Origin of the sequence: Paraburkholderia sp. GAS199 (genome assembly GCF_050436585.1) — a bacterium.
GTDB lineage: Bacteria > Pseudomonadota > Gammaproteobacteria > Burkholderiales > Burkholderiaceae > Paraburkholderia.
In genome coordinates this window covers 212,780-226,564 of sequence record NZ_JBNDMM010000011.1, presented here as the reverse complement: position 1 = coordinate 226,564, position 13,785 = coordinate 212,780, and the positions used below count along the sequence as shown (strand labels likewise).

Below are 13,785 nucleotides of genomic sequence, written 5' to 3'. Positions count from 1 at the left end.
CCTCGATGAGCGACTTGTCGAAAATGGACGTGCATGGCGGAAAAGGCAAAGAACGCGTCTGAATTCGTAAATTGGCGTGAGAGCCGAGCGTCAAGAATAGAACGCAATGCAGACGGTAGCGGCAGGCCCTGAACGCCGCGTGTGGCCCGCCCTCTGGTTTCATCAGCGGCCTGTTTCCCGAACTCACGGACCTTTCATGTCGAACCCGAATCCTTTCTTCGAAGAGCCGCTCGCGACCCGCGATACGGCAGTGCGCGGCGCCATTCTGAAAGAACTCGAGCGTCAGCAGTCGCAAGTCGAGCTGATCGCGTCGGAAAACATCGTGTCGCGCGCGGTGCTCGAAGCGCAAGGCTCGGTGCTGACCAACAAATATGCCGAAGGTTATCCCGGCAAGCGTTACTACGGCGGTTGCGAATACGTGGACGTGATCGAGACGCTGGCGCTCGATCGCATCAAGCAACTCTTCAACGCGAAGTTCGCCAACGTGCAGCCGCATTCCGGCGCGCAGGCCAACGGCGCGGTGATGCTGGCACTCATCAAGCCGGGCGATACGGTGCTGGGCATGTCGCTCGACGCGGGCGGCCACCTGACGCACGGCGCGAAGCCGGCGCTGTCGGGCAAGTGGTTCAACGCAGTGCAATACGGTGTGAATCGCGACACGATGCTGATCGATTACGAGCAGATCGAGGAACTCGCGCAGCAGCACAAACCGGCGCTGCTGATCGCCGGCTTCTCCGCCTATCCGCGTGCGCTCGACTTCGCGCGGCTGCGTGCAATCGCCGATAGCGTCGGTGCAAAGCTGATGGTGGACATGGCGCACATCGCCGGCGTGATCGCGGCGGGCCGTCACCAGAATCCGGTCGAGCATGCGCATGTGGTGACCTCGACCACGCACAAGACCTTGCGCGGACCGCGCGGCGGCTTCGTGCTGACCAACGACGAAGAGATCGCCAAAAAGATCAATTCGGCGGTGTTCCCGGGCCTGCAAGGCGGCCCGCTGATGCATGTGATCGCCGGCAAGGCGGTGGCGTTCGGCGAGGCGCTGCAACCCGGTTTCAAGACTTATATCGACTCGGTTCTCGCGAATGCGCAGGCGCTGGGCGAAGTGTTGAAGGCCGGTGGCGTGGACCTCGTCACGGGCGGCACGGACAACCATCTGCTGCTGGTCGATCTGCGCCCGAAGGGCCTCAAGGGCAATCAGGTCGAGCAGGCGCTGGAGCGCGCGGGCATCACCTGCAACAAGAATGGCATTCCCTTCGACACCGAGAAGCCGACGGTCACCTCCGGCGTTCGTCTCGGTACGCCGGCAGGCACGACGCGCGGCTTCGGCATCAGCGAATTCCGCGACGTGGGCCGCCTGATCGTGGAAGTACTCGACGCGCTGCGCGACCACCCGGAAGGCGACGCCGCGACGGAACAGCGCGTGCGCCGCGAGATTTTCGCGCTATGCGAGCGCTTTCCCATTTACTGAACACGTCATACCACATCAACACACGCGAATAGCACGCCTGGAGCAAACGATGAGCACATTGCACGACAACAGCATCATCATCGACGGTCTGAACATTTCCAAATTCGAGCGCTCGGTGTTCGAAGACATGCGCAAGGGCGGCGTGACCGCGGTGAATTGCACGGTCTCGGTCTGGGAGAGCTTTCAGAAGACCGTCGACAACATTGCCGAGATGAAGCAGCAGATTCGCGAGTACGGCGAGATCCTGACGCTCGTGCGCACCACGGACGACATTCTCCGCGCGAAGAAAGAGAATAAGACCGGCATCATTTTCGGTTTCCAGAACGCGCATGCCTTCGAGGACAACCTCGGCTATATCGAAGCGTTCAAGGATCTCGGCGTGAACGTGGTTCAGCTTTGCTACAACACGCAGAACCTGGTGGGCACGGGCTGCTATGAACGCGACGGCGGACTCTCGGGCTACGGCCGCGAAGTGATTCAGGAAATGAATCGCGTCGGCATCATGGTCGATCTTTCGCACGTGGGCGGCAAGACTTCCTCGGAAGCGATCGCGGCGTCGAACAAACCCGTGTGCTACTCGCATTGCTGCCCGTCGGGACTGAAAGAACATCCGCGCAACAAGAGCGACGAACAGCTCAAGGAGATCGCCGACGCAGGCGGTTTCGTCGGCGTGACGATGTTCGCGCCGTTCCTCAAGCGCGGCGCGGACGCCACCGTCGAAGACTATATCGAAGCAATCGAGTACGTCGTGAATCTGATCGGCGAAGACCAGGTCGGGATCGGCACGGACTTCACGCAAGGCTACAGCACCGAGTTCTTCGACTGGATCACGCACGACAAGGGCCGTTATCGTCAGCTGACGAATTTCGGCAAGGTGGTGAATCCGGAAGGCATTCGCACCATCGGCGAGTTTCCGAATCTGACGGCCGCCATGGAGCGCGCCGGCTGGAGCGAAACGCGCATCCGCAAGATCATGGGCGAGAACTGGGTCCGCGTATTCGGCGAAGTGTGGAACGTCTGATTTCACCGCCCCGCACGATCCCCTTATAAAAAACGGAGTTTCCACATGCAACCTCAACTGCCTATCGACGTCGATCCGAAAACCGGCGTCTGGACCACCGACGCACTACCGATGCTGTACGTGCCGCGTCACTTCTTCACCAACAATCACACGGCCGTTGAAGAAGCGCTCGGCCTCGACACGTACGCAGAGATTCTCTACAAGGCCGGCTACAAGTCCGCCTATTTCTGGTGCGACAAGGAAGCGAAGCAGCACGGCATTGCCGGCATGGCGGTATTCGAGCATTACCTGAACCGTCTGTCGCAACGCGGCTGGGGCATCTTCACCATCACCGAATCCGATCCGGCGACCTCGCACGCGCGCATCGAATTGCACAACTCGTCGTTCGTGCTCGCGCAACCGGGCAAGGAAGGCAAGCTCTGCTACATGTTCGCCGGCTGGTTCGCGGGTGCAATGGACTGGGTCAACGACACCGCGCCGGACGGCGCGCGCAAAGGTCCGCCGTCGCATTCGAAAGAAGCGCGCTGCGCCGCCGAAGGGCACGACCACTGCGTCTTCGAAGTGTCGCCGCTTTCCGCCTGACACGCCTGACACCGCACACAGCCTATCAATCCGAGGTCGATCGCGATGCGTTACCCGAACCTTTTCAAGCCTCTCACGCTGAACAAGCTGACTCTGCGCAATCGCATCGTCAGCACTGCGCACGCGGAGGTGTACGCGGAGCCGGGCGGTTTGCCCGGCGATCGTTATATCCGTTACTACGAGGAGAAGGCGAAGGGCGGCGTCGGTCTGGCCGTGTGCGGCGGATCGAGTCCGGTGTCGATCGACAGCCCGCAAGGCTGGTGGAAGTCGGTGAATCTGTCCACCGACAAGATCATCGACCCGCTCTCGCGGCTTGCCGAAGCGATGCACCAGCACGGCGCGAAGATCATGATTCAGGCCACCCACATGGGCCGCCGTTCGGCATTTCACGGTGAGCACTGGCCGCATCTGATGTCGCCTTCCGGTGTGCGCGAACCGGTGCACCGCGGCAACGCGAAGATCATCGAAGTGGAAGAGATTCGGCGCATCATCGCCGACTTTGCGGCCGCGGCGAAACGCGTGAAAGACGCGGGCATGGACGGCGTGGAAATCTCGGCCGCGCACCAGCATCTGATCGATCAGTTCTGGAGTCCGCGCACCAACTTCCGTACCGACGAATGGGGCGGCTCGCTCGAAAACCGCCTGCGTTTCGGCACCGAAGTGCTGAAAGCCGTGCGCGAAGCCGTGGGCGCGGACTTCTGCGTCGGCCTGCGCATGTGCGGCGACGAATTCCACGAAGACGGTCTCGATCACGAGCAACTGAAAGAAATCGCTCAGGCGATGAGCGAAACCGGTCTCATCGACTACCTCGGCGTGATCGGTTCCGGCGCGGATACGCACAACACGCTCGCCAACTGCATGCCGCCGATGGCGCTGCCGCCCGAGCCGTTCGTGCATCTCGCGGCCGGCATCAAGTCGGTGGTGAAGCTGCCGGTGATGCACGCGCAGAGCATTCGCGACGCCGGCCAGGCCGAACGGCTGCTGGCGAGCGGCATGGTTGATCTGGTGGGGATGACGCGCGCGCAGATCGCCGATCCGCACATGGTCATCAAGATCCGCGACGGCCGCGAAGACGAAATCAAGCAGTGCGTCGGCGCGAATTACTGTATCGACCGTCAATACAACGGTCATGACGTGCTGTGCGTGCAGAACGCCGCGACCTCGCGTGAAGCCACCATGCCGCATGTGATCGCGAAGACGCGCGGACCGAAACGCAAGGTGGTGGTGGTCGGCGCCGGTCCTGCTGGCCTCGAAGCGGCGCGCGTGGCGAAATCGCGTGGCCACGACGTGGTGCTGTTCGAAAAGAACGACTACGTGGGCGGCCAGATCATGCTCGCGGCCAAGGCGCCGCAGCGCGAGCAGATGGCGGGCATCGTGCGCTGGTTCGACATGGAAACGAAGCGCCTCGGCGTGGATCGACGGCTCGGTGTCGCCGCCGACGAAAAAGCCATCATGGCCGAGAAGCCGGACATCGTCGTGCTGGCGACGGGCGGCTCGTCGTTCACCTCGCAGGTGGCGGCGTGGGGCGTGGACGAAGGGCTGGCGGTCAGTTCATGGGACGTGCTGTCGGGCAAGGTCGAGCCCGGCAAGAACGTGCTGGTGTACGACGGCGTGAGCACGCATGCGGGTGCCGGTGTCGCCGACTTCATGTCGAGCCGCGGCTCGAACGTGGAGATCGTGACGCCGGACGTGAAAGTGGCCGACGACGTCGGCGGCACCACGTTCCCGATTTTCTATCGCCGCCTCTACGCGCAAGGCGTGATTCATACGCCGAACTACTGGCTCGACAAGGTCTACGAGGAAGACGGGAAGAAGATTGCCGTGATCCGCAACGAGTACACCGAAGAGCAGGAAGAGCGCGCGGTGGATCAGGTGGTGATCGAAAACGGCAGCACGCCGAACGACGAACTCTACTGGAAGCTCAAGCCGGAGTCGCTCAATCGCGGTCAGGTGGACGTGCACAAGCTGTTCGCTTCGGAGCCGCAGCCTTCCTTGAGCGAAGAACTGGGCAACGGCCGCTTCCTGCTGTTTCGCGTCGGCGATTGCATTTCCATGCACAACATTCACGGCGCGATTTACGACGCGCTGCGCCTTTGCAAGGATTTCTGACGATGAGCCCCGTGTTTGTCATCACCGTCCTGCTGTGGCTCTCGGTCGCCGGTCTGGCGTTCGCGCTCGCCAAACGCGCGGCGTACTGGCGCGAAGGGCGCGCCACGGCGGCGGGCGCCTACGGCTGGATCAATCTGCTGTCGATCCCCAAGCGCTATTTCGTCGATCTGCATCACGTCGTGGCACGCGACCCGTACATCGCGAAGACGCACGTCGCCACTGCCGGCGGCGCGATTCTCGCGATGGCGCTCGTGTTCGTCAACTACGGTCTCGCGATCTACTCGCCGTGGCTCGACAAACTGATCTTTCTCGCCGCACTCGTGATGCTGGTGGGCGCGGTGTTCGTCTGGCGCCGCCGGCACGGCGCGAAAGCGGTGCCGGCACGGCTCTCGCGCGGCCCCTGGGATCATTTGCCCTTGCTGCTGGGTTCGTTCGCACTCGGACTGGCGCTCTTCATCGCGCTGCCCGCTGCGGCCATGTCCGGCGCGCTGGCCATCATCGTCGCGCTGCTGATCGCGGCCGGTGCCTTCACGATGACGTTCGGCGCCGCGCGTGGCGGGCCGATGAAGCACGCCATGGCGGGTCTGCTGCATCTGGCGTTTCACCCGCGCCAGGAGCGTTTTGCCGAGCGCAACGACAACGACGTGGTGCCGCCCACGGCGCTGAAAGTGCCGCTGCTCGATGCGAAAGAGTATGGCGTGGGCAAGCCGGTGGAGTTCCGCTGGAACCAGTTGCTGAGTTTCGACGCCTGCGTGCAGTGCGGCAAGTGTGAAGCGGCGTGTCCCGCGTTCGCCGCCGGTCAGCCGCTCAATCCGAAGAAACTGATTCAGGACCTGGTGACGGGCATGGTGGGCGGCACGGACGCGGCCTACGCAGGCAGTCCCACGCCGGGCATCCCGGTCGGCAAACATAGTGGCGCGCCGGGCAAGCCGCTCGTGTCGAGCCTGATCGAGACCGATACGCTCTGGTCCTGCACCACCTGCCGCGCCTGCGTGCAGGAGTGCCCGATGCTGATCGAGCACGTCGATGCGATCGTCGACATGAGGCGCAACCAGACACTGGTGGAAGGCAATGTGCCGGGCAAAGGTCCGATCACGCTGGCGAATCTGCGTGAGACGGGCAGCGCGAACGGCTACGACATCGGCGCGCGTTACGACTGGGCCGTCGATCTGCAGGTGCAGGTCGCGCAGCCGGGGCGTCCGGTCGACGTCCTGCTGATTGCCGGCGAAGGCGCGTTCGACATGCGCTATCAACGTACGCTGCGCGCGCTGGTCAAGGTACTCAACCGCGCCGGAATCGACTACGCGGTGCTGGGCGGCGTCGAAACCGATACGGGCGACACGGCACGGCGTCTCGGCGACGAAGCCACTTTCCAGCAACTCGCGGGCAAGCTGATCGGCACGCTTTCGCAGTACTCGTTCCGCAAGATCGTCACGGCCGACCCGCACGTCTTGCACAGCCTGCGCAACGAATATCGCGCACTGGGCGGCTTTTACGAAGTGCAGCATCACACGGCGCTGATCGAGGAACTCGTATCGGGCGGCAAGCTCGCGCCGAAAGCCGTCGCGGCTTTCGCGGACCGCAAGATCACCTATCACGACCCGTGCTATCTGGGCCGCTATAACGGCGAGACGGAAGCGCCGCGCCGTCTGTTGAAATCGATCGGTATCAAGGTCGTGGAGATGGAGCGCAACGGTATGCGCGGACGGTGCTGCGGCGGTGGCGGCGGTGCGCCGTTGACCGATATTCCCGGCAAGAAGCGCATTCCCGATATCCGCATCGACGACGCCCGCAGTATCGGCGCCGAGATCGTGGCGGTGGGTTGCCCGAATTGCACGGCCATGCTCGAAGGCGTAGTCGGCGCGCGTCCGGAAGTACTCGACGTGGCCGAACTGGTCGCCGCTGCGCTGGAGTAACGCGATGAATACGCTCAAACGAATCGACCCGCGCAGGCCGTTCACGATCACGGCGGACGGACTGCGGCGCATTACGCTCGGTGAAACCGGCGCCTTGGGCGCTGGTGTTGCAGCGTCCGGCCTGGAGACCGCCACGCACGGCGCGGCACATCGCGAGCAGGCCAGACCTCGCCGCACCACGGCGACGCCTGCACGCGTGTTTCTCGTCGCTGCGCACGCCGACCGTGGCGCGCTCGACGAACACACGCGTCAGACGCTCGCCGCCGCTGCGCTGATTGCCGATGCGCAAACGGAAATCGTGCTGCTGGTCTTAGGCGAATACACGGCGGATTCCGCTATGGTCGCCGCGCTTGGCGCCGACAAGCTGATCGAATTGCCGATGTTCGATCGGCGCGCCTATGCGCCCGTCGACGAACTCAATGCGCTGAGCGCATGCATCGCGGCCTACGCGCCCGTGCACGTCTTTCTGCCCGATAACGCAACCGGCGACGGCGATCTCGGCCGTCGCTATGCCGCCGCCGCCAATGCGAGCGTCGCGACCCACGTGGTCGAGATCGACGCGAAACACGTGGCGACTTACGCGCAGGCCAACGCGTCCTACGCCGTGCGTGCGCTGCCCGAAATCGTGCTGCTCGCACCGAATGCGGTCGACCCGAAGCTGCCGTTCGTCGGCGCGGGCGAACGGGTGGCGTGGCGCTTCGATGTCGAATCGAGTGCGGCGTCGGGTACGGCGTCGGGTGCGGTTCGGGATCTGGGTATCGAAGAAATCGACGCCGCGCAGCTCGCGCTGGAAGAAGCGGATTTCATCGTTTCCGCCGGCAACGGCGTGAGCGACGTAGCCGCGTTCGAACGTCTTGCGGGCACGTTGGGCGCGGCGATCGGCGCCAGCCGCGTTGCCGTAGACGACGGCAAGTTCACGCGCGACAAGCAGATCGGCGCGACCGGCAAGACAGTCGAAGCCAGCGTGTACATCGCGTTCGGTATTTCCGGCGCCGTGCAGCATTTGCAGGGCATCAAGGATTGCCGTCACGTGATCGCGGTGAATCTCGACGCCAGCGCGCCGATTGCCAAGCGCGCGAATCTGACCGTGATTGCCGACACGCAGGAAACCATCGCAGCCTTGACCGAAGCAGCCGCGGCCGCGCGCAGCGCACGCGGCACGGGTGCGGCATTGCTTAATTCAGCAGCCGTTGCGGAAGGAGCGCTCGTATGAAGATTGCCGTACTCGTTTCCGTGGGACGTCATCCAGTGAGCGGCGCGGCACGATACAGCCGCAACGACGCCGCCGCGCTGACCATGGCGCTCGACCTGGCTCGCGCACAAAACGCGACGGTCGACGTGTTGCATGCGGGCGATCCGTCGAATCCCGCGCTCAACGACTATCTCGCGCTCGGAGCACGCAGCGTGGAAGTGCTCGATCTGTCTGCCACACCCGGCGCCCGGAACGACACGCAAAACGACGCCGCAGGGCCGCTGGCGGCGCGTCTCGCGGGCTACGACCTGATTCTCACCGGCACGCGCGCCGAAGGCGCATTCGACACCGGCATGCTGCCGTATCGCGTGGCGGCGGCGCTCGGCATGCCGCTCGTCGGCGCAGCGGTAGACCTGAGCGTGCATGACGCCCGCGCGCAAGTGCGCCAGTTCATGCCGAAGGGTCTGCGCCGTCGCGTGGAAGTGAATTTGCCGGCCCTGATCGCGGTGCATCCGCTCGCGAACGTCGCGCCGAAATACGCCTACGCGCGCTTACGCGAGGGCACGGTGCGTGCCGTTGCGACAGCGTCTGCGGGGAGTCCCGACGACCACGCCTGGAGCCTGCGCCCGGCCACCGCGAAACCCGTGCGCCTCGCCGCGGCGGAGAAGCGTTCCGGCCATGCCCGCATGTTGTCGGCCACCACCACCGAAAGCCGTGGCGGCAGCGTCGTAATTGAAGGGAGTTCCGTCGAAAAAGCACAAGTGATTCTCGCGTATTTGCGCGAGCATCAACTCGTGGATTACTGATTTCCGGTTCGGGCCAGCACGCGACCAGGAGGGCCTGGTGCGGCGCCAGACGTGACATGCAACGGAGCACACAATGAAAGTTTCGGCAGACGTTCGCGCAATGATCGAACGCCGCAAAAAGAATTACACGCTGGAAGCGCCGTTCTATACGAGCGAGTCTATTTTCGCGCTCGATATGGAAGCGATTTTCCGCAAGCACTGGATTCAGGTGGCGGTCGAGCCGGACGTGCCCGAGCCGGGCGATTACATCACCGTGGAACTCGGTCACGATTCGATTCTGATCGTGCGCGACGACGACATGCAGGTCCGCGCGTTTCACAACGTGTGCCGGCATCGCGGCGCGCGCCTGTGCAACAACGAGAAGGGCTCGCTCGGCAATATCGTCTGCCCTTATCACAGCTGGACGTACAACCTGAATGGCGACCTGATGTTCGCCGAGCACATGGGCGACCAGTTCGACCGCTGCAAGCACAGCCTGAAAGCGGTGCACGTGCAGAATCTGGCCGGCCTCATTTTCATCTGTCTCGCCGAGACGCCGCCGGCCGACTTTTCAGTCGTACGTGCCGCCATGGAGCCGTATCTGTTGCCCCACGATCTGGCCAATTGCAAGATCGCGGCTTCGATCGACATTATCGAGGAAGGCAACTGGAAGCTCACGATGGAGAACAACCGCGAGTGCTATCACTGCGTGGCAAACCATCCCGAGCTGACGATTTCGCTCTACGAATACGGTTTCGGCTATCAGCGCACGCCGGACAACGAGGAAGGCATGGCCGCCTTCGAAGCAACCGTGGCGCGTCGCACCGCGCAATGGGAAGCGATGAAGCTGCCTTCGGCGGAAATCGATCGTCTGGCCGATCTCGTGACGGGTTTCCGTACGCAACGCCTGCCGCTCGATCGCGACGGCGAATCGCAAACGCTGGACGCGCGGGTGGCATCGAAAAAATTGCTGGGCGGGTTCGAGCAGGCCGATCTCGGTGGCCTGTCGTTCTGGACGCAGCCTAATTCATGGCATCACTTCATGAGCGACCATATCGTCAGCTTCTCGGTGATCCCGCTTTCGGCCGGTAAAACGCTGGTTCGTACCAAGTGGCTCGTGCACAAGGACGCCCGTGAAGGCATCGATTACGACGTCGACAATCTCACGGCAGTCTGGCGCGCGACCAACGATCAGGACCGCGCGCTGGTCGAATACTCGCAACGCGGTGCGACCAGCAGCGCGTACGAGCCAGGCCCGTATTCGCCCTTTACCGAAGGCCTCGTCGAGAAGTTCTGCGAGTGGTATATCGGCCGCCTTGCCGACTACGACAATGCACCCCAAACACACGACGCCGGCACGACGCCGGCTTCGCACGGCGAAAAAGTCGTGTCTTTCATGCGCTGAGCGCGTTGCCGGAACCAGGAGCGGGAGAAAACAATGATGCGCGATCAGGCGACGTTTCAGATCGGGCCCGAGGTGGAATCAGATCGCGCAGCGAGCCGCGTGACGCGGCCGCGTTTCTGGGAAGCCCTGCCGGCACGCTGGGACAGCGATAGCGACGAGACGCTGGTGTGCTGCCAGGTTCGTCAGGAAACGCACGACGTAAAGAGCTTTTTCTTTCGCGCGCCTTCCGAGCGGGCGTTCGTCTTCGAGCCGGGGCAGTTCATCACGCTGGAGCTGGAGATCGACGGCGAATCGGTGAATCGCTGCTACACGATTTCTTCGCCGCCCACCCGACCGCACACCATCTCCATCACGGTGAAGCGTGTGCCGGGCGGCAAGGTCTCGAACTGGCTGCACGACAATCTGCAGGCGGGCATGCCGGTTCGCGTGCTCGGGCCGGCAGGCGAATTCACCTGCGCACGGCATCCGGCGCGCAAGTTCCTGTTTCTCTCGGCGGGCTCCGGTATTACGCCGCTCATGTCGATGAGCCGCGCGCATCACGAACTCGGTGAAGACAGCGATATTGTTTTCGTGCACAGTGCGCGCACACCGGACGACATTATCTTCGCCCGCGAACTCGATCTGATTGCGTCGAATCAGGCGCATTTCCGCACGGCGTTCGTCTGCGAAAGAGTGGGGGCGCGCACCAACTGGCCAGGCGTGACGGGTTTTCTGACTTTGCCGCTGCTGAAACTGATCGCGCCGGATTTCATGGAGCGCGAGATATTCACCTGCGGACCGGCACCGTATATGGAAGCCGTGCGCAAACTGCTGGACGAGGGCGGCTTCGATCGCAGTCATTATCACGAGGAAAGTTTCTCGTTCGAGACCATCGGCGAAGTGGCCGCGCAACTGGCCACGGCGCACGTGGCGGATGCATTGAACAGCGTGGACAGCTTCGTCGAGGCGCGTGAACAGGCGGCCGGATTCGCGCCCGAAGCGCTGCCCATTGCCGTGGAAACCGAGACGAAGTTCAAGGTGAGTTTTGCGCGCAGCAATCGGGAGATCGAATGCGGCAGCGGCCAGCATGTACTCGATGCGGCCAAAAAAGCCGGTGTGCGTCTGCCCGCGTCGTGCACGCAGGGCATGTGCGGCACGTGCAAGGTCAAGCTGGTGTCCGGTGAAGTGGCGATGAAGCACGCGGGCGGGATTCGTCAGCGGGAAATCGATCAGGGCATGGTGTTGCTGTGTTGCAGCAAGCCGCTGACCGATCTGGTGGTGGATAAGTAAGACGAGAGCTTTGGCGCGGCGTATGCCCCGAATGGGCCGAAGTCGCGCGTAGACAACTGCATGTCGTAAAACAACGCTACCCGGCAATTCTGGCTGGCGATTCTAAATGCTCAATGAGTGGTTTTGTGGACGGCGAACGGGAGAACTGGCGATGAGACTGATCAAAAAGATAGGGCTGTTGAGCGCGATGAGCGTGGCGCTGGCGGCGAGCAGCGTGAGTGTATCGGCCGATACGAAACCGACCATCAAGATCGGTTACGTGGAAGGCTGGGACGATAGCGTCGCGACCTCGAACGTGGCTGCGCGCGTGATCGAAAAGCGCCTCGGCTATCAGGTGCAACTCGTGCCGGTTGCGGCCGGTGTGATGTGGCAAGGCGTGGCGCGCGGCGACCTCGACGCGACGCTTTCGGCGTGGCTGCCGGTCACGCACGGCGCGTACTGGAATAACTTCAAGGAGAAGGTGGTCGATCTCGGACCGAACTTCAACGACGCGAAAATCGGCCTGATCGTGCCGGAAAACGCAGACGTGAAGACCGTGGGCGATCTCGAAGCGAAGAAAACGGAATTCGGTTCGCGTATCGTCGGTATCGATGCCGGCGCGGGCGTGATGCAGAAAACCAGCGAAGCCATCAAGGCTTACGGTCTCGATTATCAGTTGATGCCGAGTTCGGGCAGCGCGATGACGGCGGAACTGGCGCGTTCGGAAGCGGCAAGCAAGCCGATCATCGTGACGGGCTGGAAGCCGCACTGGATGTTCGCGAAGTACAAGCTCAAATTCCTCGACGACCCGAAGAAAGTATTCGGTGAATCGGAGCACGTGGATAGCGTGGTGAATCCGGAACTCGAAAAGAAGGCGCCGCCGGTCGTCGCGTTCCTGAAGAAATTCCAATGGAAACCGGGTGAAATCGACAGCGTGATGCTGGCCACGCAGAACGGCGAAAAGCCGACCGCTGCGGCCGATGCATGGATCAGCGCGCATGGTGACCGGGTGGACAGCTGGGTGAAGTAATACCGCAAGGCACCGCAAAGGCAAAGCATCAGCCTGTAAAGAACGCCGCTTTTCAGCGGCGTTTTTTATTTCCGAGGCTTATTGCAGGACCACCGTACGGTCTCCATTGATGAAAACGCGGCGTTCGATGAACGCTTTTACCGCGCGCGCGAGCGTAATGCACTCGACGTCGCGTCCCGTCGCGAGCAGCCGTTCCGGGCTGTACGAGTGATCCACGCGTTCGACCACCTGTTCGATGATCGGACCTTCGTCGAGATCGTCGGTGACGAAGTGCGCCGTCGCGCCGATGAGCTTCACGCCGCGCGTATGCGCCTGGTGATAAGGCTTCGCGCCCTTGAAGCCGGGCAGGAACGAGTGGTGAATATTGATGGCGCGTGCGGCCAGCGCGCGGCTCGTCTCGCCGGAGAGGATCTGCATGTAGCGCGCCAGAATCATGAGCTCCGCGCCCGATGTCTCGAACAGATCGAGCAAACGTGCTTCCTGCTGCGGCTTGGTGTCGGCGGTGATGGGCAGGTGATGGAACGGCAGGCCATGCTGTTGCGCGAGCGGTTCGAGATCGCGATGGTTCGAGCCGATGCCGACGATGTCCATTTTCAGCTCGCCCATGCGCCAGCGGAACAGCAGGTCGGCGAGACAGTGTTCCAGCTTCGACACCATGATGAGCACCTTGGGCCGCGTGGCGACCTCGTGCATGGCCCAGGTCATCTGGAAGCGATCGGCGATCGGCACGAATTCCTGACGCAGGGCCGCGAGGTGCAGCGTTTCCTCGCCGGGTACGCCATGAAACACGCAGCGCACGAAAAAGCGCTCGCTGAGGTCGTCGTCGAACACGGTGAGTTCGTCGATGTAGCAATGATGCCGGTCGAGAAAGCCGACGACGGCGGCAACCTGACCCGCCGCGCTAGGGCAGGCGACACTCAGAACCAGTTGATCGGGACGGGAATCGACGGACATGCGCTCTCCACTTGAAGTGCCGTAAGTACCATGAGGACCACGCCGCGAACGCGGCATGCATGGTCGCAGTAG

At 62.8% G+C, this 13,785-nt stretch carries 11 protein-coding genes; 10 read left to right on the top strand and 1 reads right to left on the bottom strand.

Annotated elements, in window-relative coordinates; genetic code table 11:
• Nucleotides 1-196: 196 nt before the first annotated feature.
• From P3T18_RS33200 to P3T18_RS33155, 10 genes are all read left to right on the top strand, one after another.
• Nucleotides 197-1,471, top strand: a complete 1,275-nt coding sequence (locus P3T18_RS33200) for a serine hydroxymethyltransferase (protein ID WP_429304207.1) — start codon at nucleotides 197-199, stop codon at nucleotides 1,469-1,471.
• A gap of 49 nt (nucleotides 1,472-1,520) precedes the next feature.
• Nucleotides 1,521-2,492, top strand: a complete 972-nt coding sequence (locus tag P3T18_RS33195) for a dipeptidase (RefSeq protein ID WP_429304206.1) — start codon at nucleotides 1,521-1,523, stop codon at nucleotides 2,490-2,492.
• A 45-nt stretch (nucleotides 2,493-2,537) separates the two neighbouring features.
• The gene (locus P3T18_RS33190; RefSeq protein ID WP_429304205.1) at nucleotides 2,538-3,074 is read left to right on the top strand and encodes a DUF5943 domain-containing protein; all 537 of its coding nucleotides are present in this window, start codon (nucleotides 2,538-2,540) and stop codon (nucleotides 3,072-3,074) included.
• A 45-nt stretch (nucleotides 3,075-3,119) separates the two neighbouring features.
• Nucleotides 3,120-5,183 carry an FAD-dependent oxidoreductase gene (locus P3T18_RS33185; RefSeq protein ID WP_429304204.1) on the top strand — a complete coding sequence of 688 codons (2,064 nt, stop codon included), beginning with the start codon at nucleotides 3,120-3,122 and terminating at the stop codon, nucleotides 5,181-5,183.
• A 2-nt stretch (nucleotides 5,184-5,185) separates the two neighbouring features.
• Nucleotides 5,186-7,099, top strand: a complete 1,914-nt coding sequence (locus P3T18_RS33180; RefSeq protein ID WP_429304203.1) for a (Fe-S)-binding protein — start codon at nucleotides 5,186-5,188, stop codon at nucleotides 7,097-7,099.
• 4 nt (nucleotides 7,100-7,103) lie between these two features.
• Nucleotides 7,104-8,312 carry an electron transfer flavoprotein subunit alpha/FixB family protein gene (locus P3T18_RS33175; protein ID WP_429304202.1) on the top strand — a complete coding sequence of 403 codons (1,209 nt, stop codon included), beginning with the start codon at nucleotides 7,104-7,106 and terminating at the stop codon, nucleotides 8,310-8,312.
• The gene (locus P3T18_RS33170) at nucleotides 8,309-9,097 is read left to right on the top strand and encodes an electron transfer flavoprotein subunit beta/FixA family protein (protein WP_429304201.1); all 789 of its coding nucleotides are present in this window, start codon (nucleotides 8,309-8,311) and stop codon (nucleotides 9,095-9,097) included. Before P3T18_RS33175 ends, P3T18_RS33170 begins: the two co-directional genes overlap by 4 nt.
• Before the next feature lie 73 nt (nucleotides 9,098-9,170).
• Entirely contained in the window at nucleotides 9,171-10,481 is a 1,311-nt protein-coding gene (locus P3T18_RS33165) for an aromatic ring-hydroxylating oxygenase subunit alpha (RefSeq protein WP_429304200.1), read from the top strand.
• A gap of 33 nt (nucleotides 10,482-10,514) precedes the next feature.
• Nucleotides 10,515-11,750 carry an FAD-binding oxidoreductase gene (locus P3T18_RS33160; protein WP_429304199.1) on the top strand — a complete coding sequence of 412 codons (1,236 nt, stop codon included), beginning with the start codon at nucleotides 10,515-10,517 and terminating at the stop codon, nucleotides 11,748-11,750.
• Between the two features lie 151 nt (nucleotides 11,751-11,901).
• Nucleotides 11,902-12,759: a glycine betaine ABC transporter substrate-binding protein gene (locus tag P3T18_RS33155; protein ID WP_429304198.1), complete on the top strand. Its 858-nt coding sequence runs from the start codon at nucleotides 11,902-11,904 to the stop codon at nucleotides 12,757-12,759.
• 78 nt (nucleotides 12,760-12,837) lie between these two features.
• Here the strand turns inward: P3T18_RS33155 and purU are convergent, their stop codons facing one another.
• Nucleotides 12,838-13,713 (bottom strand): formyltetrahydrofolate deformylase, encoded by an 876-nt coding sequence (purU, locus tag P3T18_RS33150; protein WP_429304197.1) that lies wholly within the window; start codon nucleotides 13,711-13,713, stop codon nucleotides 12,838-12,840.
• Between the last annotated feature and the right edge of the window lie 72 nt (nucleotides 13,714-13,785).